This window comes from Brevibacillus sp. AY1 (assembly GCF_029870785.1).
Classification (GTDB): Bacteria; Bacillota; Bacilli; order Brevibacillales; family Brevibacillaceae; genus Brevibacillus; species Brevibacillus invocatus.
On sequence record NZ_JAFLPN010000018.1, the window covers coordinates 54,412 to 80,056 of the forward strand.

General features: G+C 50.5%; 20 protein-coding genes and 1 pseudogene. 3 read left to right on the top strand and 18 right to left on the bottom strand.

The genetic code is table 11. The features are described from left to right. Window positions 1-54 precede the first annotated feature (54 nt). A complete protein-coding gene (locus tag JZI27_RS15140; RefSeq protein WP_280208066.1) occupies window positions 55-1,239 on the top strand; it encodes an MFS transporter in 1,185 nt (394 codons plus the stop codon). Here the strand turns inward: JZI27_RS15140 and JZI27_RS15145 are convergent, their stop codons facing one another. From JZI27_RS15145 to JZI27_RS15220, 16 genes and pseudogenes are all read right to left on the bottom strand, one after another. Further along, window positions 1,240-2,241 carry a copper amine oxidase N-terminal domain-containing protein gene (locus JZI27_RS15145; protein ID WP_280208068.1) on the bottom strand — a complete coding sequence of 334 codons (1,002 nt, stop codon included), beginning with the start codon at window positions 2,239-2,241 and terminating at the stop codon, window positions 1,240-1,242. An 83-nt stretch (window positions 2,242-2,324) separates the two neighbouring features. Continuing rightward, window positions 2,325-2,996 (bottom strand): sporulation protein YunB, encoded by a 672-nt coding sequence (gene yunB / locus JZI27_RS15150; RefSeq protein WP_481752816.1) that lies wholly within the window; start codon window positions 2,994-2,996, stop codon window positions 2,325-2,327. A gap of 81 nt (window positions 2,997-3,077) precedes the next feature. After that, window positions 3,078-5,897: a calcium-translocating P-type ATPase, SERCA-type gene (locus JZI27_RS15155; RefSeq protein WP_276531704.1), complete on the bottom strand. Its 2,820-nt coding sequence runs from the start codon at window positions 5,895-5,897 to the stop codon at window positions 3,078-3,080. A gap of 100 nt (window positions 5,898-5,997) precedes the next feature. Next, a complete protein-coding gene (gene ytaF, locus JZI27_RS15160) occupies window positions 5,998-6,672 on the bottom strand; it encodes a sporulation membrane protein YtaF (protein ID WP_122909465.1) in 675 nt (224 codons plus the stop codon). Between the two features lie 122 nt (window positions 6,673-6,794). Further along, window positions 6,795-9,254, bottom strand: a complete 2,460-nt coding sequence (locus JZI27_RS15165; protein WP_280208072.1) for a S8 family serine peptidase — start codon at window positions 9,252-9,254, stop codon at window positions 6,795-6,797. Between the two features lie 120 nt (window positions 9,255-9,374). Then, the gene (locus JZI27_RS15170) at window positions 9,375-10,241 is read right to left on the bottom strand and encodes an arginase family protein (protein ID WP_280208073.1); all 867 of its coding nucleotides are present in this window, start codon (window positions 10,239-10,241) and stop codon (window positions 9,375-9,377) included. 122 nt (window positions 10,242-10,363) lie between these two features. Then, window positions 10,364-11,338: a sporulation protein gene (locus tag JZI27_RS15175; protein WP_280208074.1), complete on the bottom strand. Its 975-nt coding sequence runs from the start codon at window positions 11,336-11,338 to the stop codon at window positions 10,364-10,366. A gap of 77 nt (window positions 11,339-11,415) precedes the next feature. Continuing rightward, a pseudogene (locus JZI27_RS15180) lies at window positions 11,416-11,838 on the bottom strand (adenine nucleotide alpha hydrolase family protein); the annotation flags it as partial. Window positions 11,839-12,321: 483 nt separating this feature from the next. Further along, window positions 12,322-12,522 carry a copper ion binding protein gene (locus tag JZI27_RS15185; RefSeq protein ID WP_122909486.1) on the bottom strand — a complete coding sequence of 67 codons (201 nt, stop codon included), beginning with the start codon at window positions 12,520-12,522 and terminating at the stop codon, window positions 12,322-12,324. 82 nt (window positions 12,523-12,604) lie between these two features. Beyond that, window positions 12,605-15,022 carry a heavy metal translocating P-type ATPase gene (locus JZI27_RS15190; protein ID WP_280208077.1) on the bottom strand — a complete coding sequence of 806 codons (2,418 nt, stop codon included), beginning with the start codon at window positions 15,020-15,022 and terminating at the stop codon, window positions 12,605-12,607. Window positions 15,023-15,200: 178 nt separating this feature from the next. Further along, entirely contained in the window at window positions 15,201-16,118 is a 918-nt protein-coding gene (locus JZI27_RS15195; protein WP_280208079.1) for a pseudouridine-5'-phosphate glycosidase, read from the bottom strand. A 3-nt stretch (window positions 16,119-16,121) separates the two neighbouring features. After that, the gene (locus tag JZI27_RS15200; RefSeq protein WP_280208080.1) at window positions 16,122-17,222 is read right to left on the bottom strand and encodes a carbohydrate kinase; all 1,101 of its coding nucleotides are present in this window, start codon (window positions 17,220-17,222) and stop codon (window positions 16,122-16,124) included. Between the two features lie 147 nt (window positions 17,223-17,369). Continuing rightward, complete coding sequence (locus tag JZI27_RS15205; protein ID WP_280208081.1) at window positions 17,370-18,143, bottom strand: pirin family protein; 774 nt, start codon at window positions 18,141-18,143, stop codon at window positions 17,370-17,372. Between the two features lie 72 nt (window positions 18,144-18,215). Then, window positions 18,216-18,614, bottom strand: a complete 399-nt coding sequence (locus tag JZI27_RS15210) for a DoxX family protein (protein WP_122909490.1) — start codon at window positions 18,612-18,614, stop codon at window positions 18,216-18,218. Window positions 18,615-18,693: 79 nt separating this feature from the next. Further along, entirely contained in the window at window positions 18,694-19,320 is a 627-nt protein-coding gene (locus JZI27_RS15215; RefSeq protein WP_122909491.1) for an FMN-dependent NADH-azoreductase, read from the bottom strand. A gap of 147 nt (window positions 19,321-19,467) precedes the next feature. Next, on the bottom strand, window positions 19,468-19,923 hold the full coding sequence (locus JZI27_RS15220) for a MarR family winged helix-turn-helix transcriptional regulator (RefSeq protein ID WP_280208083.1): 456 nt from the start codon (window positions 19,921-19,923) through the stop codon (window positions 19,468-19,470). Between the two features lie 206 nt (window positions 19,924-20,129). Here JZI27_RS15220 and JZI27_RS15225 point away from each other — a divergent pair, with 206 nt between their 5' ends. After that, a complete protein-coding gene (locus JZI27_RS15225) occupies window positions 20,130-21,029 on the top strand; it encodes a DMT family transporter (protein WP_122909506.1) in 900 nt (299 codons plus the stop codon). Between the two features lie 86 nt (window positions 21,030-21,115). Here the strand turns inward: JZI27_RS15225 and JZI27_RS15230 are convergent, their stop codons facing one another. Further along, complete coding sequence (locus tag JZI27_RS15230) at window positions 21,116-22,630, bottom strand: acetyl-CoA hydrolase/transferase family protein (RefSeq protein WP_280208084.1); 1,515 nt, start codon at window positions 22,628-22,630, stop codon at window positions 21,116-21,118. A 146-nt stretch (window positions 22,631-22,776) separates the two neighbouring features. Continuing rightward, entirely contained in the window at window positions 22,777-23,451 is a 675-nt protein-coding gene (locus JZI27_RS15235; RefSeq protein WP_122909494.1) for a LytTR family DNA-binding domain-containing protein, read from the bottom strand. A gap of 144 nt (window positions 23,452-23,595) precedes the next feature. On the opposite strand from JZI27_RS15235, the gene JZI27_RS15240 reads away from it, so the two are divergent. Then, the gene (locus JZI27_RS15240; protein WP_280208086.1) at window positions 23,596-25,632 is read left to right on the top strand and encodes a sigma-54 interaction domain-containing protein; all 2,037 of its coding nucleotides are present in this window, start codon (window positions 23,596-23,598) and stop codon (window positions 25,630-25,632) included. Window positions 25,633-25,645 lie beyond the last annotated feature (13 nt).

Here is a 25,645-nt window from a genome sequence, read left to right on the forward strand (position 1 = left end):
TCTGGCTCCATATAACTGGTAACAAGGCCTATTCGCTGAGGAGTGAACGGTTTCATGGTGAACAAGGAAATCTCTTGGCTGGTAACAGGAGCCTCCACTTTATTTATTGTGGGGACAGATGTCTTTATCGTTTCTCCGATACTTCCGTCTATCGCAGCAGAATTTGATGTGTCTCCATCTCTCGCCGGGTGGCTGGTCGCTGTCATGGCGATCATGTACGCCTGCGGGTCGCCAATGATGGGCGCACTGTTCGACCGTCTGCAGGAACGTCGCGGTCTGATATTGTGGAGTGGGTTGACCGGACTAAGTCTTGCCAATCTATGGACCGGCTCGACCTCCTCCTTCGAAATGCTTCTGATCAGTCGTGCCTTGGCCGGGCTTTCACTGGCTGCAATCGCCCCATGCGTCTACGCTTTTATCAGTGATCTGGCTCCTGTCCATCGCCGCGCAGCCTGGTTATCCGTAATCGTCTCAGGCAATTTGACAGGCTTGTGGGCAGGCACTCCACTCGGCACATTACTTGCTGAGGGTTGGGGATGGCGCTCCCCTTTTTGGCTGATCGCTGCACTCAGTTTTTTTCTCGCATGGGTCAATCTCGTCATATGGCCCAGGCAAATACGTTCCACGCCGCTCCCTGTCGGCAAAGCCCCAGCCCCAACAAGCCTGATGCTGCGCTCCATGCTCGTCACTGTTTTCTGGGCGACGGCGATGTATGCCGTCTATACTTATCTGGGGACTGCCTTGACGGAGGACAGCCAGCTTACTTCCTCACAGCTCGCCTCTTCCCTGATCGCTTACGGACTCGGTGCGATGCTCGGCAGTCTGAACGGCGGACGCATGGCGGACAGATGGGGAGCAAAAAACGTATCGTCTGCCAGTCTGTTGGGGTTGGTACTGCTGCTTGGTGCTGTTGGGCTCTTTTATCAATATGCGGGTTGGCTCTATCTGCTTCTATTTGCTTGGGCTTTTGGCGGGTATGCTTTTGTGCCAGCCTATCAATCACGCCTATCCGTAGAATACCCGCACCATCTCGGTTTGATCATGGCCTGGAACATCACGGGCATGTATATCGGCATGACGCTGGGTGCTTATCTGGGCGGTCCCATCTATCAGCTCGCTGGCTTTTCCAAGCTTGCCTACCTGAGCGCCGCTGTCGCCCTCGTTGCCAGTCTGTGCAGCTTGCGTCCTGCACCACAAAAAAAAGAAGAGGCTCGGGCAGCACCGAACCACTTCTCCTAATTATTTGTTTTCCTCTACGATCTCGACCACGATCTTTTCCGCTACTCCTTGCGGTGGCAGACTGCGGGTCAGCTTTGGTCCGTAGAAAGCGTACACCTTCATCTCGGGCTTGAGATCCTCCGGCTTCATGCGCTGCTGGTCACGCGCGTTGACAATAACGGTATCCTCTGTGATCAACAACGCGACATTTGCCTGCGATTCTTTAGTCAGGGCATCGCCCTCAACGGTGATTTTGGTTGCACCGTCGCCGGCTTGATCCTTCTCTACACTGACCACCCTTCCAGCCGTACCCCATACGTCTTCAGAATCCAGGCTGCTCTTCACCACGATACTGATCGCTCCCGCTTGTGGAGGCATGCTCAACGCCATGAAATTCGGGTGGGTTGCCTCTACTTCCATCCCCAGCTTCAGATCCTCAGGCTTCAGCTCCTTGCCATCTGCCGAGGTAATCTTGGTTTCCTCGCTCAGGTGCAGGATGATACCCGTCTGATAGCCATTCAGAAGAATCGAGATCTGTCCTTTGTCGTTTTTGTTAATGGTTGTAATGGTGCCTTTTTTCACAGGTGCCACCTCGGATTCTTCCGTTACGGTAACCGAATCATCCGTGATGTTGACTTCTGCTTGCAGTACCTCGGCCACGAAGCCCACTGGAACATACGTATTTCCATTGTACAGACGAGGCTCTGGGCGGAACATCTTGTCTTGAACACCTGCAGGGTTGCGAGCCTCGTTCAGTTTAACCTGCCCGGTGATATCGCCTTTGCTTACCTCTGCTGCTTTGGCTGCCGCATTCCACGTCACCTGGAAGCCCAGAGATTCCGCGACATCGCGAAGGGGTACCAGGACGGTTTGCTGACTTTGATCCATGATCGCCATCGATTCCATTTTCTTGCCATTGATCTCGATGGAAAGTTGTTTGTCCTGTGCGGATGCAGTTACCATATTTGTCCCTAAAACGGCCAACGCGGCCAGTGTCATCATGCCTGTGCGTACCTTTTTCATGCTTTTCAGCCTCCATTTACCTGTCGTTGATTTCATTAGTGTGTCATTCTATGTGACGGAGACATGCATGAAACGTTTCAAGATTATTGCGCCGGATCAATGGAGTATGCATTTCGCGGCATCGGGACATCTGGTTTGCCCGTGGGATTGTTGTAGAGATACTGCGGGACCTTTCCTACGATCAAGGCTTCTGTGATCGGGATCGTGGTGGTGACCAAGTGCTGCTCGGTAGCGAACGGAATGATAATGCGCAGATTGACCTCCACGTTGATGTAGACCGTCACCAGCACCATGTTGATGCCAGCCTGCTTCATCCTCGTTTCCAGACGCGTTTTGACAGCCCCGATCGGTACGAAGGAGATCGGAATGTCAGGACCAATATGCTCCAGGAAGACGTTTTTGGTCGCCACGCCAAGCGGAATGCTCGTCTGGGCATGCTCCTCCTCGAACTCCTTGAGGCGATTTTGGATACGAGAGGTCGTTTCCCCCACAATCCGAGAATACTCCTTGAAGTTAAAATTGACCGCATTGATCGTCCCCTCTTTATCCTTTTCCATGATGACGATCTGATTGAAATCCACACCTTGCTGGCTAATCCTTTTCGTCACGGCATCAGATATAGCCAGCTTGGCGATCTGCTCTGCCTTGGCTTGCGCGATCAGCATGAGCGTAGGCTGCAGCCTACGCTCCGCAATGAAAAACAGTGCGACCAGAATCGCTAGGATGATCAGGAATACCGCGACCATTTGTCTCATTCGCCTCGCCCAACGGCTTCTTTTATAGCGCACAAGCGATCCCTCTTTCCTGCTTGACGGTACCGATCAGCTCGTCACGGACTAGGAGCGAACGGTACGCATGGACGAGCTTTTTTTCTTGGGTGCGCGCTTTTCTTTTGGACGCCCGCCAAACAATACTCCACCTATACCTGCCACAAAGGTTGGTATGCCCGATGTGACGAGGATCAAAGCCCAATCACGCACATTCAGGTCAGTGGTTTTGAAGATCGGCTGCAGGGAATCAATGTAGACGACACCCAGCACCAGTACCAGGGAAGAGACCACTGCCCACACCAGGTATTTATTTTCAAAAATGTTGCGGTGGAAGACGCTGTACTGACTGCGGCAGTCAAAGACATGAATCAGCTGCGCCATCACCAAGGTGACGAAGGCAACGGTCTGTGCATGCACCAGATCGTCCGGATTTTCTTTCAGGGTAAGCCAGAACGCGAGCAAGGTCATCGCACCGATCAAAAATCCACGGCTGATAATTTTCCACCCCAGGCCTCGACTGAAAATATTTTCATTCTTGTTGCGCGGCTTCTGGTACATCGTATCCCGCTCTGCCGGATCGACCCCCAATGCCATCGCCGGCAATCCATCTGTCACGAGGTTTACCCACAGAATCTGGATCGGCACGAGAGGCAGTGGCAGACCCAACAGCATGGCGAAGAACATGACGAGGATTTCCCCTACGTTGGAGGCCAGCAGATAGCGGATAAACTTGCGAATGTTGTCGTAGATGTTGCGCCCTTCCTCTACAGCAGAGACGATCGTGGCGAAGTTGTCATCGCGCAGTACCAGATCGGCTGCTTCCTTGGTGACGTCCGTTCCTGTAATTCCCATCGCAATTCCGATATCGGACGTCTTGATCGCTGGCGCATCGTTCACGCCATCCCCTGTCATCGCCACTACATGCCCTTTGCTCTGCAGGGCACGGACAATCCGCAGCTTGTGCTCCGGCGAGACACGAGCGTAGACGGAAATGCGGTCGGCGTACTCCACTAGCTGCGCGTCAGACATGTGATCCAGCTCACGGCCCTCCAAGACTTCGCCGTATCCGCGCATCATGCCAATCTGGCGTGCGATCGCCTCTGCTGTCACCTTGTGGTCGCCCGTAATCATGACCGTCTTGATGCCCGCCTGATGGCACAGCTCGATCGCGGGACGAACCTCTTCCCGCGGAGGATCGATCATGCCGACCAGTCCGACGAAGACGAGATGATTTTCCATCACTCCGATCGCCTGACCAGGTCGATAGCCTTGCAGCTGCCGATAGCCAAAAGCGAGAACACGCAAAGCACGTGCTGCCATCCGCTCCGTCTGATCCAGCACCTGATGGCGCAGTGTAGCGGAGAGAGGTTGCAGCTCCCCTTTCCAGAGAATGTGCGTGGATCGGGATAAGACGGACTCCACTGCCCCCTTGGACAAAAGGGTAAAGGTCCCATCCGAGCCTTTTTCTACGACGGACATCATTTTGCGGTCGGAGTCAAAAGGAAACTCCTCTACCCGATCAGCCTGCTGCCCATTTTTCCCACGCTCGACACTTCCGTTTTGCGCTTTGGCGGCCAGCACCTTCAGCGCTCCCTCTGTCGGATCACCGACTATATGCCAGGTACGCGTCGTCTTGCCCATACCCAACAGCTTTCGCGCACTCTGCTCTTCGCTGGTCAACCTCGCGTTGTTGCAACGATCGGCAATGCGCAATATTTGATTCAGGGCGCCATCCCGAGCCACAGAGACCGTTTTCCCCTGCTGGTGAAAAGAGCCCTGAGGATCGTAGCCGCTCCCGCTCACCTCGTACATCGTATCGCTATGCCATACATGCGTAACCGTCATTTTATTCTGCGTCAAGGTGCCTGTTTTGTCTGAGCAAATAACGGAAGCGCACCCCAGTGTCTCTACCGATGGCAGCTTGCGGACAATCGCGTTGCGCCGAATCATCCTTTGGACACCAAGCGCCAGCGCCACGGTCACAATCGCAGGCAGCCCTTCAGGAATGGCAGCCACCGCGAGACTCACTCCGGCGAGGAACATCGTGAACAGCTCGTGACCATGCCAGATTCCTGCGACAATCACCACAATCGTCAACAGGATCGCCACTACGACCAAAAGCTTGCCCATCTGCTCCAGCCGCACCTGCAGCGGGGTTTCCACTTCTTCTGCCGTATTCATCAAATGGGCAATTTTCCCAATCTCGGTATTCATGCCTGTCTCGACCACAATCCCGCTGCCCGTACCCCCTGTGACCATCGTGCCCATAAAACCAAGATTCTTCTGATCGCCCAACGGAACTTGGGTAGCTACGGCATGCTCCAGCTTCCTGGACATTTTCCCGACCGGAAGTGACTCTCCGGTCAGTGCCGACTCTTCAATCTCCAGGCGATTGGCCGTGATCAGTCTCAGGTCTGCAGGTACCCGATCGCCGGCTTCCAGCAGGACCAAATCGCCAGGGACCAAGCGCGAAGCAGGCATCATGGAGAGATGACCATCCCGCATGACACGCGCCATCGGAGAAGCGAGCTCCTTCAATGCCTGCAGGGAGCGTTCAGCCCTGGCTTCCTGGATGAAGCCCAACACACCATTGATGATAATGATCGCGATGATGGTGATGGCATCCAGGTACTCGCCGAGAAAATACGAAATCAACGTGGCAATAAAAAGAATGACAACCATGAAATCCTTGAACTGATCGAGAAAGACCGTATAGAGAGGCTTTTTCTTGCTTTCAGCCAACTTGTTGGCGCCGTGTTTTGCCAGCCTCCGCTCTGCCTCCTGTTGAGTCAGTCCCTGTGACGCATCACTCTGAAGGGCTTCGGTCACGTCGGCTGCCGCCAGCGTGTACCATTTTCGAATTGGCTGCTGTGAATCCACCTGCATCTCCTCCATCCACTTCTCACTCATTTTCATGTGTATGCAGACGAGCTGGAAAATAAAACAACCCGTCCCTTGGAGAGGACGGGTCAGACATGCTGGTTATTTAAAAGATTTTTGCCACGCCAATGCAGATCAACAAAACAGGGGGCAGCCAGGTCAGTTTGGCGACCCAGTTATGTTGTCCTACCCGACGTCCCATAGCCAAACCTGTCCACAGCAAGAAAGCACTCATCAAGGCAATACAAAGAGAGACGAGCAGCGGATCATACCCTAAAAACGTCAAACTAATCCCTGCCCCAAACGCATCCAGAGACAAGGCAAGCCCAAGCATGACGGCTTCCCAGCCCATGATGTGCCCTGAGCGGTCAGCGTCCGCCTGAGACGGATCTCGCAAGATCTGAATCATCACACCAAAGATACGAAACTGAGACAGCACAGTACGCTCTGGCTCCCCCTGTTCGGTCATGCTTGCGGCAGGAGGTTCCTCCTGCTTCGCTTCAGGTTTGGAATCAGATGAAAAAAGTCGCCACAGGGTAAACAACCCCATCCCGATCAAAACAGCGGCACCCACATGCTGCCCGATCTCAGGAGTGAGCCAGGAGGTAAGTGAAGAGCCTACCAGCATAACCCCGTAGACGACCGCGAATGAACAACCTGATACCACGACGAGAGACAAAAACGGCATTTTCATTTTCCGTAAACCGTACGTCAAGCCAACACTTACACTGTCCATACTGATGGCCAGGGAAACGAGCAGGAGTGATAGCCATCCGCTCATATGTGGTCACCTCTTTCCCGTTGCCTACTAGGTATACGCGGATGGCTTATTTGATGTGCATGAGCAGATTCTTTACACAAAAAAAACAGGCCCATGCAACTAGGCCTGTCCATGCTCTTCATCTAATATTGAATCTCTGCTTGAGTCATTTCGTAGTGACCATTTTTATTAACAGCTACGACTACAAGATCAGATAGGGAAGATTTTGATTCAAATGTTACCTTAAAAGACTTCTTTCCAATAGAAATGGGTATTAATTTATTGTTCAAGATGTAATACATCGCTTTCACATCAGTAGATGTTGTGCCACTTAATTCGTAAGTGTTGACTCCAGACGACGATTTCTTCTCAAACAAAAGGCTGTTGTCGTCAATAAGATTCTTCTCTGTTGATACACTCACAAGCTCTTTAGTACCCTTTTTGTTGCTTGCTGTGATCTGAACTTCCTCGATCGGATAGCTGCCGGCCTTGACCGTTTTACTATAGGAAAAACTGGACTTGCTTATTTTGGCCGTAGCATTCTTGATACCTGGTGCATTTATTTTTACTGAATTTGTACTCGGATCAACTTTTCCCTTAATTGTGATTTTAATCGAATCCTTAGTAAGGACTCCGCTCGCTTCAATGCTTCCTTCGTCAATTAATTTAGGGATAATGACGCCACTGGAAGCTAATGCAAAAGGTTGAGGCCCCTTAGGTATGTTATAACCTGAAATAGAAACGGTGTAGATTCCTTTCTCCGGTCGCCCAAGATATACTTGCTCCACGTTATTCAGATTATCTCTTTCATCGTCGGGTTGTGCATCGAAATCGTTTCCGTTATATTCCTTTCCAGATGGAGAAGTGACGACAAGATCAAGGTCGTTTACCAGTGTACGAGAAGCAAAAAGAGAAGCAGGATAGTCAGTCCATACAGCAGTAGCGTTAAATGGCCTCCGTGTATCCTTAACCTCTACTTGAAAGGATACCGTATCACCAGTTCTTAATCCGGACTTCTGGTCTACATAGGTTGAACGAACAGAATTTGGGAGATTTACACGCCCAAACCCCATACGCAATAGGCTATCTCCCAGATCATCAGCCCCTGAGATTACCAATGCCTTCATCAGGGCTCCACTTGGATTTGCCGCCCCATTCTCTTGAAGATACTGACGGATCTGGGCTACTCCACCGGCTGTTATGGGTGTTGCCATGCTCGTTCCGCTCATAAGGCCATAGGCACCAATAATATCCGCATATTTATTGCTTATTATAGATCTTGTGGAGAAAATGGAGGTACCTGGTGCAACTACATCTGGTTTAATCCGTCCGTCTAAAGTCGGACCACGGCTGCTAAAATCAGCTACTTCATCAGCATCATCCGATTCATACCCATACTCAGGACGATAATTTTCTGAAGCGCCTACCGTTATTACGTTCTTAGCAGTAGCAGGTGGAGTCACCGTGTAATATTCATCGAGGAATTCATCTCCATCATTACCTGCTGAAACAAGTGAAATCGCGTCCGGATGTTCCCATAGGAAAATGTCTACTAGTTGGGAATTATAGGTATACCGTGCATGCTCTGAGCTTCCTATAGACAGCGAATTAATGCGTGCACCTTTCTTGTACGCATCCGTCCAAACCTTATTATAATCAACAGGTAATACTCCTCCGGCTCCATCATCGACCGTGTAAACGATTGCTTTTGCAGCAGGAGCCATACCCTTCACTTGGCCGTTCGAAAGAGTTCCCTTCCCGACGATTGATCCTAAAACATGTGTACCGTGTCCCTCAAAGTCTCTTGGATCAGGTCCAATTGGGATAAGTCTGCTCACTTGACCTTGTAAATCCGGATGCATGGTTTTCAAATTACCTGTATCAAGCCCACTATCTGTTACACTGACGATCTGTTTTTTTCCGTCATATTTAGTTTTTTGTAAGGTGTTGCTCCCAATAATTTGCCCCGCCACATCATTATGAAATTCTTGTTTTGTTATCGGTGCAACATACACAATATCATCCGAGTTAAGCAGTTTGTGAATGTCGTCGCTATCGATTTTGACATTTGTCTGGTTTCGATCTTGAGAACTTCTAGCAACTTTCCCTCCGGCTTTTTTTACTGCTTTATCAAGATCTGTGTTTGGGCCAAATCCCTCCACATAGACCTCAAGCTTTTCTTTTTCGTCCACTGCATCAGCAAGGTCCGGATGAATTTTATAGATCGGTTTAAATTCTGCTACATCCTTTACAAAAGGAAGTTCTTGCAACTTGTCCTCTGTAGATTTTTTATCGGGAAATTTCACAATATAAGCAAAGTCAGGCAAATACCAGCCTAATGAAACATTTAAATTCTCTACTTCTTCTATCCATTCTTCCTGAATGGGTCCTTCAAACCGAATAATGAAGAGATTTGATGAGTTCTGTAAATTTGAAATGGATTTGTAGTTTGATTTTTTTACCTTATTAGGTATTGGATCTATTGTTTTGGCTTCAATATCAATATCCAAATCCCGAGCCGGTGTTTTCGCATAAACAGGCGGTGAACTGCACAATAAAAAAACTGCTAAACTGCTTGAAAGGATGACTCTCCACTTACTCATGTTCCCCCTGCTTTCGTATCCTCCTGAATAGCTATATTAAAGTCATAATTTCGAGACCACGTACATTAGTTGGCGTCCAGTGATCTACATCTATTCGCAATCTTGTAATTCCCTAAAAAACTAATTACTCCCGCGCGCTTCCAGAGCGACCGCAATCATCTCGACCAGCTTTTGCGCCTGTTCACCAGTGGTGTCGCGCAGCGCGGAAAATTCCGTCACTTCCATCCCTACCACTCGCTGATCCTGGAGCACACGCGTCAGAAGCCGCTGTGCTTCATCTGCGCTGATTCCCGTCTCGCTCGGAGCATAAGCAGCCGGCATCGCTTCCTTATTCATCACATCGACATCAAAATGGACAAGGATTTTCGCGTCAGCAGGGATCGATGCTAATACCTCGCTGATTACCCGATTCAGTTCATGGGCTTGAAGCTGATCAAGCGTCACGATCTCCACCCCGAAATGTTCTTCCGGCAGCTTCTGGCAGCCGACCAGCTTTACCCGATCTGCTGTCCAGCCTGAACGCTCGATCCAAACACCCTGGTCCTGCAGCAGGAACCACAGCCCCATCCCTGCAGCACCAATACAACGGGAAGCAGACGGAACTAAGGCGTCGAGGTGTCCATCGATGACCAGCAAATAAGCCTGCTCGCCGTAAAGCTGTTGATGCGCGATCGCTGTTCCCACGATCATACTGCAATCTCCGCCCAGCATAAGCAGAAAGTCATCCTGCTCCAGCCACTCTGCCGCCTCCTTTGACAGGAGATCCCACACCATGCGAGGCGCAGGCCAGTTGCGAACTGGTGGAATATTGTGGCGAGGCAAATAATCAGGAAGCTTCAGATTGCCCAGATCCTCTACGATCAAGCCCTTCACCTGCAGCTGCTGGACGAGCCCTGCCTTGCGAAAAGCATCTGGTGCCATCTCAGTACCAGAAACAAACGCTCCAGAAAAATGGGGTATTCCTTTTATTCTTATCGTAATCGTCATTCCCTCCATCAGACTTGGACTATAGACCTTCTCAAAATACCATAAACTGGATGTCAAAACAACGAAAAAGCCACCCTCCTGCTGCTCTGTGCAACAGGAGAGTGACTTCCTTGTATCATCCATTAAAACTCATCAAAGTCATCAAAACCCATATCCATTTCTTCGTCCATAGCTGGCTCTTCTTCTCCCATCTCGCCACCAGCCATCTCGTCGCCCATTCCGGACATCATCTCGCTAAGCAGCATTCCGCCCAAAAGACCAGCTGCCATACCGCCAATCATGCCGCCCATTCCGGAACGACGTTGGCCGTGTTGGCCGAAGCCTGCTGCTCCCTGTTGATACGCCGCCATCGAGACGTATGGAATGGATTGTGGATTGTTGGCATACTCGCGAATTTTGTCCAAAAGAAAGCGAGACAATGCTTCTTCCTGACCAGCTGCAAGCAGCTCCTGTGGTACGATGATCTCTGCTTTATATTCCTTTTCACGTCGCATGAATCCGTTCGCCAGATCCAGCTCGATCAACAGACGCAATTCTTCAGGAGTCGCAAAGAAGATCACTTCCAATTCCTTCAGCGGAACACCGAGGTCTGCCCCAGGGAAAAAGGAAAATTCCTGACCATACGGCGTCAGCCTGCCTGATTGAGGCTTTTGACGAAAGTCGTTTCTCACCAGCGCTTGCAGGACACGGTCTACCGGTTCGGGTGGAAGGATCGTGATCAGATCCATATCCGTAGGATCAACTGCCATCTCGACATCCAGCTTGGTTTGAAGATTGTATTGTACGGATGGCGTAGAAATCGCCAATCCATCTGGCAGTTCAAACGAAAAAGGGATTTCTTGTACGGCTGGTTTGGGCTGCACAGTGAATTGACTTTTCACCGGGAAGGATTCGACCTGCTTGATCACATCTTGCCCTCTCACGGATACCTTCATCAGAAGATTTACACGCAGGTCAATGATTCGCTGCTCGACATTGCCGCCTTCAATGCGGATAATCCCTGTCGCCGTTTCTCCCATACGATATCCCGGGCGATCCAGTCTCAGATCGATTCTTGCAGCACCGATCCCCATCTTGGCCATGATTTTTTTAAACATAGTTCCCTTCCTCCCTAGCGCATCAATATCCACTTATATGTCTATTGTATCAAAAGCCATCCCCGTTTTACGAGCGATTATTTTGATGGGGTTGAATGATCAGCTACGACTAGTACGTCCATGTGACGAACCTCTCGCAGCAACCGCTGAATCACCGAGCCCTCCAAAATTCCCTTCCAGCGAGTCCTGGCCGATTGGCCGATGACTGCCTGTGTTACCCCTTTTTCATTCATTTGCCCGACCAGTCTGGAAAAAACCTTGCGTCTGCCGGGTACCTCGTACTGTTCAAAGACACCCCCGAGTCGCTCGGTCAATTGCTTCAGCTTTTCCAACTGTATACGCTCTTCAGTGGTAAGTGTCTTGTGATCCTGCACGTAGGCAGCGTACCAGGTTGCCTTTAGTCGATAGGCGATGCAAAAGCCCCGACGAATCAAACGTTCACTGTCCGGCCGCAGGTTGACACATACAAAGATCACTTCCCTTTGCCGCCAAGGTCCTTGTCGTGCTGTGGTGGAGGAGGGAAAAAAGAAGAAAACGCTCCAAGTTCTTGGCATTCCTGCTGGGGGTCTTCCCTGCCCATCTCCATGAAAAAAGGGAAACCCGCGTCCAAAGCAGCCGCCGGTACAAGATGCCTCTCATAGGTGAACGCTAAAGGCTTTCAGCTACGCAGTACGCATCGTTGAATAAGCTCCATATGATTTTTAAAAGACGGGGAAAATCCAATGCTGTCCACAGGAAACAGGAGAAATAAGCGAAGATCTTTGGGCTACCTACCGAGACGGAGCGGCTGCTTTGGACGTGGTTTCGTTTTTTTCACGGAGTTGGGCAGTCAATCTTCTGTGCGGGTAGCCCAAGAAGCTGGAGCGTTTTCTCCTGTTTCCTGCCCACCACAAAAGCTGGATCAAAGTACCCTTTATTCCTCAAAAAAAGCTCCAGCCCGATGTGTACGATCGGACTGGAGCTTTGTATTTCATGCAGTGCGTTTACTTCACGTCGTATCCTTGATCCTCGATGGCTTCCTTGATCGATTCCACTGTCACTGCGCCCTCTTCATAGGAGACCTCAACCGTCTTGGCAGCCAGGTCTACTTTTCCATTTGCGCCTAATTCCTTCAAGGTTTTCTCAATGGTCATGACGCAATGATTGCAAGACATTCCTTCTACGTTCAATGTAATGTTTTTCATGATTATCTCTCCTCATTTTCAATTTATATAATATACCCTTGAACACTCACAGATAAAGCCGTGTGAGGTTCAGAGAGTGGGTTTACAGTTTTACGCGTTGCAGGCGCAGGGCATTGAGCACTACCGAGACGGAGCTGAAAGCCATCGCAGCTCCTGCCAGCCAAGGCGCGAGAAAGCCGATTGCCGCGACAGGAATGCCTAATGTGTTATAAGCCAAAGCCCAGAACAGATTTTGCTTGATGTTGCGGATGGTCCGCTTGCTCATCTCGATAGCGTCGGCTACACTGGTCAGCTCACCGCGCATCAAGGTAATGTCCGCTGCCTCCATCGCCACATCGGTACCTGTTCCAATCGCCATCCCGATATCGGCTGTGGCCAAGGCAGGTGCATCATTGATCCCATCCCCGACCATCGCCACTTTCTTTCCTTGCTCCTGCAATTTTTTCACTTCTGCCGCCTTGCCTTCTGGCAGCACTTCGGCAATCACGTGATCGATTCCTGCCTCACGGGCAATCGCTTCCGCTGTTTGACGGTTGTCGCCCGTCATCATGATGACCGTCATTCCCATCTCCTTCAAACGCTCAATGGCTTTGCGCGAGGAGGGCTTGATGGTATCTGCCATCGCAATCATTCCGGCCAGCTGACCATCTACTGCAGCCAGCATAGCGGTCTTGCCTGCCTTTTCCAAAGAGAGCATCCCCACGCTCAATGGCTCAAAAGAAATGTTGTATTGCTCCATTAAACGGCGCGTCCCTACCAGCACTTCTTTATCGTCCACCACAGCGCGAATTCCATACCCCGGAATCGCTTCAAAAGAATTCGTTGTGCCAAGCGCTACTCCTTGATTGACAATTCCCTTCACAATAGCCTGTGCCAGTGGATGCTCGGAATTTTTCTCCGCCGCTCCGACCAATGCCAGCAGCTCCTGCTCCTCCAGGCCATGCGGGACGACATCCGTCAGCTCCGGCTCACCTTTGGTGACAGTACCTGTTTTATCCAGCACAATCGTGTCCAGGTGATGCGCCGTCTCCAGATGCTCTCCTCCTTTAAAGAGGATGCCCAGCTCTGCCGCACGTCCCGATCCAGCCATGATGGAAGTAGGTGTCGCCAAGCCGAGTGCGCACGGGCAAGCGATGACGAGTACAGCAATGGCCTTTTCCAGAGCCTCGCCAAAATTGCCCGGTATGACCAGCAGGTACCAGATCAAAAAGGTCAGAATCGCGATTGCTACCACGATTGGAACAAAAACCCCGGAGATGCTGTCTGCCAGCCGTTGGATGGGAGCTTTGGAACCCTGCGCTTCCTCCACGACGCGAATGATCTGTGCCAAGGCCGTCTCCTTGCCTACCTTTGTTGCCTTGACCTTCAACATGCCGTTCTTGTTGATTGTAGCTCCAATCACATTGTCGCCGGCTGCTTTGTCGACCGGGATGCTCTCTCCTGTCAGCATCGACTCATCCACAGCAGACTGCCCTTCCAGCACGACTCCATCGACGGGTACTTTTTCACCTGGTTTGATCTGAACGATATCTCCAGGTCTGACATCCTCGACCGGAATCACCATCTCTACACCATCACGAATGACAGATGCTGTCTTGGCCTGCAAGCCCATCAGCTTGCGAATTGCCTCCGAGGAGCGCCCCTTGGCTCTGACCTCGAAAAGTTTACCCAGCAGGATCAGCGTAATCAGCACCGCACTTGTTTCAAAATACAGCTCTACCATGTGTGCATGTGAACCGATGGACTCAATCGCCATATACAGGCTGTAAAAGTAAGCGGCTGAAGTCCCGAGGGCTACCAGTACATCCATGTTGGCGCTTTTGTTGCGCAGCGCTTTGTACGCCCCCACATAAAATTGAGCTCCGATTACGAACTGAACAGGCGTAGCCAAAGCCAGTTGTACCCAGGGATTCATCAGCGCCTCCGGCAGCCAGATGAACGACGTGAAGGAAAAGTGACTGACCATCGCCCATAGGAGAGGGAAGGAAAGCACCGCAGAAATCCAGAACTTCCTCGTCTGTCTTTTGATCTCCTCTTCCCGACGATCCCGCTCGGCTCCTGAGCCGTCCTCTTCCCGGCGAGCAGCCTGATACCCCAGCTTCTCTACCTGACGGATCAGATCAGACACCCCGATATGTGAGCCATCATACTCGACTGTTGCTGTCTCCAGAGCAAGGTTGACGTTGGCCTTCAATACGCCAGGCATCTTATTCAGACCTTTTTCAATCCGCGTGGAGCACGCTGCACAAGTCATTCCAGTGATCGACAGCTCCACCTTATCGGCAGCGACACCGTAGCCAAGCGCTTCAATCTTGCCGCGAATATCCTCAATGCTCGTTTTTTCCGGATCGTAGACCACCGACGATTTCTCCAAAGCCAAATTGACATTCGCTGTCTCTACTCCATCCAGCTTTTTCAGGCCTTTCTCAATACGTAGAGCGCACGCGGCACAAGTCATTCCGGTAATCGGAAGTGTTGCCTCAGCTGTTTTGGCACTCATTTGTTATTCCTCCGTATCACATACCCATAAGGGGTATGTTTATTGGTATTGTTCCCCCGAAGCTGTCTGCTTATCATGACCTCATCTTACTATACCCCCCTTATGTATATCAAGGGTTTTTAAAAAAAATTGCTGCCCCGATTTGTTCGGAACAGCAACTTCTACATTTGTTTAATGATTACTTGCTTTTCGCGTTGTATGCAGCAGCTATTTGCGCCGCTACTGCCGCATTATGCTTAACCAGGGCGATGTTGGTTTGCAGGCTTTTGCCCTCAGTCAGCTGCTTGACTTTATCGAGCAAAAATGGCGTTACTTTTTTCCCGGCGATGTTGTTTTCCTTTGCTTCATTCAGCGCTTGCTGAATGACAGCCTCGATTTTGCTATGATCCAGTGCGTCGGATTCAGGAACAGGGTTGGCGATAATCACCCCGCCATCCATGCCCAGCTTCCATTTCGTTTCCATCAGCGTTCCCACTTGCTCTGGCGTATCCATGCGGAAGTCTACGCCAAAGCCGCTTTCGCGCGCAAAGAAGGATGGGAATTCGTCTGTGCGATACCCCACTACAGGTACTCCTTGCGTCTCCAGGTATTCCAGCGTGCGACCCAGGTCCAGGATCGATTTGGCTCCAGCACATACGACTGCCACACTGGTTTGTGCCAGCTCGGTCAAGTCTGCAGATACGTCCCAAGTGATTTCCCCTTCGCGGTGAACCCCCCCAATTCCGCCTGTAGCAAAGACTCGAATGCCCGCCAGCTGTGCCGCGATCATCGTTGCTGCTACAGTTGTAGCTCCAATCTTGCCGCTTGCCAGGATGTACGGGAAGTCACGACGGCTTACTTTTTCTACCGATTTGTTCGTCGCGAATTCTTCCAGCTCGCTTTCGGACAGCCCAATCTTGATCTGTCCGTTCATGATCCCGATCGTCGCAGGCACTGCTCCGTTGTCGCGAATGATCTGTTCTACTTCCTTGGCCATCTCGATGTTTTGCGGATATGGCATCCCGTGAGAAATAATCGTGGTTTCCAATGCAACCACTGGCAGATTGTTCTCCAACGCGTGACGCACTTCATCTGTATAGCTCAGGTATGATTTCATTATTTATCGCTCCTTTTCGTATTGTTCCACGATCTCTTCGAGTTGTTCCGGCTGGAGTCCAACCGCTACGGATTGCTCCGTCTGCAAAGTCAAGGCAGATGCCGCCAGTCCCAGACGCAACGCCCTCGGGAAAGCTTCGCCATTCACGACTCCGTATAGCAACCCGGAGACAAAGGCGTCCCCTGCCCCGGTCACATCTACAACCTCTGCCGGGTAGGGAGCCAGCTGCTCGGCGTATTCTTCGGACTGATAGTAGACTCCCTGCTCTCCCATTGTCACGACGACGTGTTTGACGCCGCGCTCCCGAATTCGCTCGCATGCCCGGGCACAATCATCGAGCGAGCGAATGTCCATTCCTGCCAGCAGCTCCGCTTCCTCCAGATTCGGCAGAATCGCTTCCACGCCGTCCAACCGCTCTGGCAGCTTCTGCGCTTTGGCCGATGATACCGGATCGATGAACAGGAGGATCTGCTCCTTCCTGCAACGCTCGATGATGTAGGCCAGACAATCCGTCGGCACATTGGTATCGAGAAACACCACGTTCGCTGCTGCGATATGCGACCATCTTTCATCGAACATCGCAGGTGTCAGCGCATCGTAAATATCCATATTAGCCAGGGAAACAACCATTTCTCCGTCAATGTCCAGCAGCGCTGTATAGGTACCTGTACGCTGGGTAGGCAGCCTCCAGATCTGACTGATATCCACTCCATGCTTTCGCGTTTCCTGAACGATCCATTCACCTTCCTTGTCCTCGCCAATGCAGGTGATGATTGCTGTATTGCAGCCTAGGCGTCCCAGATTTTCTGCGATATTGCGCGCTACTCCCCCGCAGGACTCCGAAATGGTCACAGGATTGGAGGAATGGAGTCGGATTTGCTGCTTGCCTCTCGCTTTTCGATCCAGGTTTGCGCCACCGATGCAGGTAATCAAGCCCTCATCCCGGAGCACATAAGCACGCCCCTTGATCTCTCCCCTTTTGGTCAGCTGCGCGATATAGCCGGCTACTGCTGAACGGGAGATGCCGATCAGATCTGCTAACTCCTGTTGGCTGATAAAGGGATTGTGCCGGATGTGATGCAAAATCTGTTTCTCTTTGTCCACGGTCATCCTCCTTCCTTCCTTATCATTCACACTAACGCCCGCAAACAAAAGTCTATCATATAAACAAATGTTTTTAAAGCCTTTCAAAACAGAAAAAAATGCCCCCAAGCCAAAAATTCTGCTCGAGGGCACTCTTTCCTGTTTTTCTTATTTTCGATACAGGGGATAATCCACCTCAGTCGGTACCTGGATCAACACCAACCGGAAATCTTCATCTGAATTTGCCTGATAGGTCACGTTGTGGTCCGCTTCCGTAGAAGTGACGACAAAGTCTCCATTTTTGGCAGCGACACCATTCACATCTTCCTTGCCAGCTTCACTGACCACCCCAGAGCCTTCTACCACGACAACAGCATGCGCGTATCCGGCCGGGAGGGACAGGGAATAGGTAGCGCCAGCAGGAATCCGAACATCCTGCATCTTCACATCAGCTACGACCTCGATTGGAGCATGAGCGCCGATCATCTGCTTGACGCTCACGCTGCCCGCATGCTCCACCGGAAATTCCTCATGATCGTACTGATTGTACGTCGGCGGACGTTTGGTAGCCTGAGACAGATGCGGCTCGAACCAGATTTGAAACATCTCGGTATCTTTGCCGAGCTCCTCCGCATGATGAGCGCCAGATCCTGTTTGCATGATCTGAACGCCGCCAGTGGTCACTTTTTGCCAATTTCCCAACGTGTCTTTATGCCCTACCGATCCATTCAATACATACGATAAAATTTCAAATCCGGAATGAGGATGAAACGGTATCTCAAAGGTTTTCAAGGATTTGGCCCACGCCCAGTAAAAGAGCGGACCCACACGGCTGACCACAGAGCCTTCTCGTGGAAATCCGATTGGTTTGTTTTCTACAATTTCACCGTCGCCAAAATGTCCTTTTGCCTGTTCGTTTTGTGTATAGACACGAATATCCATCTGCTAGTTCCTCCTTTATTCCGTCGATTGGCGCACGTTGCACGAATGATTCGTATTCGTCAGAGGGTGCGATTAAAACAGGATGTATGCGCCAGGTCCAATCAGAGCAACACCGATAACTACCGCGATCAAAGTCAGGTTGAATTCATAGCCGTTTTGCGTGACCCAAAATCCATTTTGAGCGTGAACCTTCACGATTGCAACCAGCATGGTAAAGGCGATCAACAGAGCACCGACCCAGGTGCCAACACCACCGCCAACACCGGTAGCGAACAGCAGTCCCCCAACCAGTTCAGACAGTCCGGCCAGCAGTGCCATTGTGACACCAGGCTTCATGCCGAGCGATTCCATCCATCCGCCTGTTCCTTTCAAACCATAGCCGCCAAACCAGCCAAACAGCTTCTGTGCCCCATGACCTACGAACAACAACCCAATCACCAAACGAATAATGAGCAAACCAAGATCCATCATTTTTCATCTCTCCTTAAATTATTTTAAATTATAGTATCTTTAAATAAAGATACTTGCTGAAAAAAAGGCTGGCGGGCCTTTAGAAAGTTTCCGCCAGTTTCGCTGCTTTGACGACGCCTTCATGTACGATTTCTTCTGCTTTGTCTGGGAATTGGTTGTGGCCTTCCACAATCACTTCAGTGATGTTGCTGATACCCCAGAATCCAAGCATGGTTTTCACGTAGCGGTTAGCCAGTTCGATTGCGTCCATTGGAGCTTCGGAGTATACGCCGCCGCGAGCGCTCAACAGTGCAACCTTTTTATCACCCATGAGACCTTCAGGTCCATTGGCTGTGTAACGGAATGTTTTGCCTGCTTGAGCCAGGTAGTCCAAATAGGTGTGCAGAACAGCCGGTACAGTGAAGTTCCACATTGGGAAAGCAATCACAATTTTTTCTGCTTCAGAGAATTGGTTCAGATATTTGTTCACCAGATCAGCTGATTTTTGCTCTTCAGCGGTCAATTCCATTCCACGACCTGCTTTGAACATAGCAGTGATCATGTCGTTTCCGTAGTAAGGAAGATTTTCTGCAAACAAGTCCAGTTCTACAACCTCGTCGTTTGGATGACTCTCCTTATAGGAATCTGCAAACGCGTGATACAGTTTCACGCTTGCAGCTTGGTCGATAGGGCGATCGTTGGCTTTAATCAATAATACTTTACTCATGTTAGGAATATTCCCCTTTCTTGATGTTAGTAACTAACATTCAATTTGCATATCTTGATTTTGAGATTATTACATTTAAGGCATATTGTCAAGTCTTTTACTGTTGAAAACTGCAGGCACTTCGCAGGAACATCAGCAAAACGCTTGCTAATAATGCTCCTGCGCGGCCCTGCCCAATTTTTTTAAAAGCGCAATGGCTTGATGCTTTTCTTCCGGAGTCAGTCCACTTACTGCCTTTTCGATGGACTTTGTGTGCCCAGGAAAAATGTCACTCAAAAGCTGATGCCCTTTTTCTGTCAGCTCTGCATAGATGACGCGACGATCGACTGCACAAGGCTTGCGGACCAGCAATTGCTTTTTCTCTAGTTTGTCCACGACATAGGTAATGTTGCCGCTGGAGATCAGGATCTTTTCTCCAATTTGCTGCAAGGGCTGTGGTCCTTTATGGAATAGAAATTCTAGAACCCCGAATTCAGTGGGATTCAATCCATACTGCCGAATATCGCGATTGATATGAGCCGTTACCCAATTGTAGGATCTCGAAAGCACAACTAACAGATCGAGGGAATCATTTCGAAGTGGCTGCTGATGCTTCTCTGACATGGCAAGCCCTCCTTTGCAAACAAATGATATATCTTTAATTTAAGATAATTTTACTTGAAAGTTATGCACTTGTCAAATGTGGCCTGTCTGGCTGGAGGAATGGCTTGCAATGTCCTTGTCTGCGGTTCAGGAATGGGATATAGTCCATACTAGATGACAAAGTAGGGAGAAATGTAGAAGTGTCGACGCGAATCCGTGGTTTCAGTATGGTGCTTGTTGCTTCGCTTTTATGGGGTGTTTCCGGGACTGTAGCCCAGTCTCTCTTGCAGCATTATCATTTTACGACAGATTGGCTAGTTGCGGCGCGCCTCCTCTTGTCGGGAGCGATGCTGCTGCTCCTTTCTCTGGTTGGTGATAATCGCCAGAATGTTTGGAAGATCCTTCGTTCAGGAGCTGACTTTGGTAAGCTTGTAATCTTTGCCCTGTTTGGTCTCTTGGCTGTGCAGTATACGTATTTTGCTTCTATCGAACTGGGAAATGCTGCTACCGCGACACTGTTGCAGTACCTGGGACCGGTTTTTCTCACGGGCTATCTCGTAGCTCGCAATCGACAGCTGCCTAGTGTGGCGCAAATGCTAGCGCTTTTCCTCGCACTGCTGGGCACCTTCCTACTGATCACCAACGGCAATCCAGGCAATTTGTCCATCTCGACAGGGGCGGTACTGTGGGGGCTAGCATCGGCAATCGCCCTCGCCTTTTACACCTTGTATCCAAAGAAGCTGCTTGAGCGATGGGGAGCAACCGTAGTGTTGGGCTGGGGGATGCTCATCGGCGGGATCGGTCTTTGCCTTCTGTCTCAGCCTTGGCAAGCGACCGGTCAGATCTGGGCTGTGCAGTCTGTTCTCGCTGTCGCCTTTCTTGTCTTGTTTGGAACGCTGATCGCATTTTACCTGTACCTGGACAGCCTGCGCTTCATCCTCCCATCAGAAACAAGTGTCTTGGCAAGTGCTGAACCTTTATCCGCCGTCGTCGCGACAGTTGTATGGCTGCATGTACCGTTTGGCCTGTTCGAATGGCTGGGAGCGTTTTGCATTGTCGGTACTGTCTTCGCATTGGCCAACCACAAAGAAAAGAAGGCAGAGCTCGCCCGCGAGCAGCATATTTAACCTTCTACATGCAGCATACAAAAACCCGCCCGTGTATCCGTATCGATACCAGGCGGGTTTTTTAATTAAGGTTTATTCACGTATGCTTAACGGCTAAGCACAGGTGCATTTTCCAGCATGGATCCTTCCTCGGCAAAACGCTGGTGCCAGGAGAAAGCTTTTTCCAGGACATGTGGCGTGTGACCGCCGCGTGTCAGTGCCTCCTCATAATATGCACGGAGCTGATCCCGGTAGATCGGGTGCGCACAGTTGTCGATGATTTTCAGCGCTCTTTCACGTGGTGCCAATCCACGCAGATCCGCCAAGCCTTGCTCTGTCACGAGAATATCTACATCGTGCTCCGTGTGGTCTACATGAGAAGCAAACGGTACGATACTGGATATCTTGCCGCCCTTTGCAATAGACTTGGTCACGAAGATGCCCAGACGAGAGTTGCGGGCAAAATCCCCGGAACCACCAATTCCGTTCATCATCTTGGTTCCCGATACGTTGGTGGAGTTCACATTGCCGTAGATGTCCGCCTCCAGAGCGGTATTGATCGAGATCAGGCCGAGACGACGGATCAGCTCTGGGTGATTTGTGATTTCCTGAGGACGCAGCATGAGTTTGTCACGATAGGCAGCGAAATTTTCTGTTACGTGCTTCATCTTCTCTGCGGTCAGCGTGATCGAACAGCCGGAAGCAAATGCGATTTTGCCTGCATCCAGCAAATCGAATACAGCATCCTGCAACACCTCGGAGTAAACCGTCAGATCCGTAAACTCAGAGTCCAGGAATCCATTGAATACAGCGTTCGCAACCGAGCCAATACCGGATTGCAGCGGAGCCAGGTTTTTCGGCATACGCCCCGCCTTTACTTCCTGACGCAAAAACTCGATCAGATGTACAGCGATTTGCGCAGTTTCTTCATCAGGCTCGACGATCGTGGATGGCGAGTCAACCACTTCAGAGACCACAATCCCCTTGATTTTGTTGATATCGACCGGGATGCCGATTGTGCCAATGCGCTGTTCCACCGATGTGAGTGGAATAGGGCCACGCTCGCCCTGCATTTCCGGTGTATAAATATCATGGATGCCTTCCAGTGCGAGTGGTTGGTTCACATTCAGCTCGATGATGACATGCTTGGCTTGATCCACAAAGATATTGGAGTTGCCTACAGATGTCGTCGGAATGATCATGCCATCCTCTGTGATTGCAACCGCTTCCACAATGGCGTAATCAATCTGTCCCATTACGCCCGTGCGAATCAGTTCTGCGGTATGAGACAAATGTTGATCTACAAACATGATGCTGCCATCATTGATTTTTTTGCGCATAGTCGAGTCAGCTTGGAATGGCACACGTTTGTTCACGATGCCCGCTTCTGCCATAATTGCGTCTACATCTGCTCCAAGCGATGCTCCTGTATATACGTTAACGCCAAAAGGTTTATTTTCTCTTTTTGCCTTCTCAGCCAAAGCGATGGGAACCAGCTTGGCATCACCTGCGCGCGTAAAACCGCTCAAGCCAAGTGTCATGCCATCTTCGATCCAACTTGCTGCTTCATCAGCCGTGACGATTTTATCAGCCAATCGTTTATCACGTAAGCGCTCCCACATGATTAAGTTCCCCCTTGTGACAGTCATAATCTTGTTGTAAATAAACTAGCACACAGACGACTGAGCGGGCACTCAATTTCATGCAAAGCAGAAATTCCGGCCATAAGCTAGAATATTTGAGCGCGAATGCTAATGGGTAAAAAGTCCTAGAAACCGAGCAATTGGCGGAAAGTGCTGGCGTAAGACTGGCTGACCGGAACGCGACTTTTTTGCTTGTCCTTCATCTCCAGAATGAATGTGGAATGGAAATGCGGATGGATAAAACGAATGGCTTCCAGATTGACAAAATAAGAGCGATGACAGCGAATGAACTGCCCAGGTGCAAGCAGGTTCTCCAGCTCTGCCATATTGTATTTATTGGTATAAGCCCCATTCGCTGTATGGAGCTGTGTTTTTCCTTCATTGGAGCTGATGTACATAATCTCGTTCATCGGAATGGGCAACCAGCCGTTTTCGTCCCTGCCGATCAGAAAAGGTGGCCGTGGCGGCTCAGGTATAGCCATAGGCATCATTTGCGGAGAATAGATGGCGGTAATATACCCCTCGATTCTTCCTTGCATGATGACAGGAATGGAAACTCCGTAATACGGAATGCCAAAGACACGGCTCTCCACATGATGAGCCACTTTTCCCTTGATTTCCAAAGCCTTGTGGGTGGCGGAGCCAACCGGAACCAGATCACCAGGTTCAATTTTTAAATCAATAGCTTCACTTGGCTTGTAATAGGTATACTGTTTCCCGTCTGAGATCGCGATGGAAACCCCTTCAGGAATCACTTGACCAATCATCTGTAAAACCTCAGGTACCAATGTGTTGTCCATAATGACTCCTCACCCTCTCCTCCTATTTTCTCTCTTGCTCCTCCTTTCATTTAACCATATTTTTGCGGTTCTGGAGCAAGCCTTGTCTTGCCAACTTCATGAAGATATGATGAAGGCAATTGCTTATTCAAAAGGTGGTGCATCATGCTCAACACCATTATCTTGATCGCCAATGGGGCGGATACCCTTGCCTTTTTGCGACATGAACTGAAAGCCTATTTTGAACCATATTGCCGTGTCGTCGGCTACCTCAGCCACCAGCCGATACCCAATCTAAAAGACGCATCCCATGTTTTCATTACGACTCGTACAGCAGAGCATTACGCGGTTGCCCGTCAGGCTGTAGGCGATGCTCAAGTGCCAATCACGGTGTTAAATCGTTTTTTTGAGCTGGGCAAATTAAAAAAGCTCATGCAAATTCCTGCTGGCAGCACCGTGCCCGTGATGAACAATTCGCGTGAAACAGCTCAGGAGGTCATCGATGATCTGCTCAAAGCTCGCATCGACCACTTGCAATACATCCCGTTTCATCCGGGCTGCACGTTCGATGATCCCGCGATCCACTACACCATTATTCTGAGTGAGCCCGACGTTCCTCCTCCTCCCCATGTCGAAATGATCGACGTCGGTTTTCGCAAAATTCATATCCACGACTTGATTGACATCGGTCGCAAGCTGGGAATCCCTGTGGATCGGGAGCAAGCCTACCTGTCCGCTTTTATCGCGGAAATGACCGAGCTGGCCAAGCTGCTCGGCACATCCTATACGGAGGCTCAAAAGCTCCATAGCCAGCTCCAATCCACTTTCCAGGCGGTGAAGGACCCGATTATCGCGTGCAATGAAGAGGGCATGATCTCCTTTATGAACGATGCAGCCAGTGAGTGGTTCGGTCAAGGCAGCCATTCAATGATCGGACACCCCTACAAGACACTGCGGGAACACGAGCAGCTCCGCCCTTTTTTCGAACAAGACGGGCAGGAAGATACGCTGCTATCCATCGGTCACAGGCAGTGTATCGTCAGCAGCCAAAGCATTCGCAGCCGCCAGGAGCACCTGGGCTATGTGTGCACGTTCAAGGATGTGACGGAAATCCAGCGTCTGCGCCATCAGCTTGTGCAGCGGGGCCACACCGCCATCTATACCTTCTCTGACTTGATGGGGCAAAGCCAAGCGCTGACACAAACCATTGAGCTCAGCAAGAAGATGGCGGTCCATAACCAATCGATCCTGTTGCTCGGCGAAAACGGGACGGGCAAGGAGCTGTTTGCTCACGCCATTCATCTTCATTCCCAGCACAAAAATGGCCCCTTTGTAGCGATCAACTGCTCCTCTCTTCCGGAAAACCTGCTGGAGAGCGAATTGTTTGGCTATGCAGAAGGAGCTTTTACCGGCGCTCGCAAAGGAGGAAAACCAGGCTTGTTCGAACAGGCAGACGGAGGAACCATTTTTCTCGATGAGATCGGCGAAGTCTCTCACAGCATCCAGGTCAAGCTGCTGCGTGTCCTGCAGGAAAAGCAGATCATTCCCGTCGGAGGGACGGGCATTCTTTCGGTTGATTGCCGTGTCATTGCCGCTACCAATCGCAACCTGGAGCAAGCGGTCTTGGACGGCCTTTTCCGGGAGGACCTGTACTATCGCCTGGCGGTTCTTCCCATCGACATTCCTTCCTTGAAGGAACGAAAGGAAGACATCCCGCTCATCATCGCCGATCACCTGCAAAAGCTGGGTGTCAACAAAACCTGCTCGCCGGAAGTAATGGACCTACTGCTGCGTCATGATTGGCCAGGCAATATCCGCGAGCTAAAAAACGTGATCGAGTACGCTGTTACCATCAGTGAAGAACCGGTGATCCTGCTGTGCGACCTACCCCAACGATTGACGAGCCGACTGTCTTCACCGCCCCCAAGATCTGCTTCTTGGCACGATAAAGAGACGGATGATCGGGACCTGGAGATTCTGCGTACCCTGTATCCCTACTACGCGATGAACAAGCCAGTGGGACGCTATCAGCTCGCAAGATCTCCTCTCCTTCAATCACAGGGCTGGACGGAAAGCTCCTTGCGCAACAAACTCAAGCAACTGGAGCAACAAGGATTGGTTCGTTCAGGAACGACACGTCAAGGAACGATACTTACGTCCAAAGGGCTGGAGGTTTTAAACGCTTCAAACATTAGGTCTTAATAGGTGTTTATAA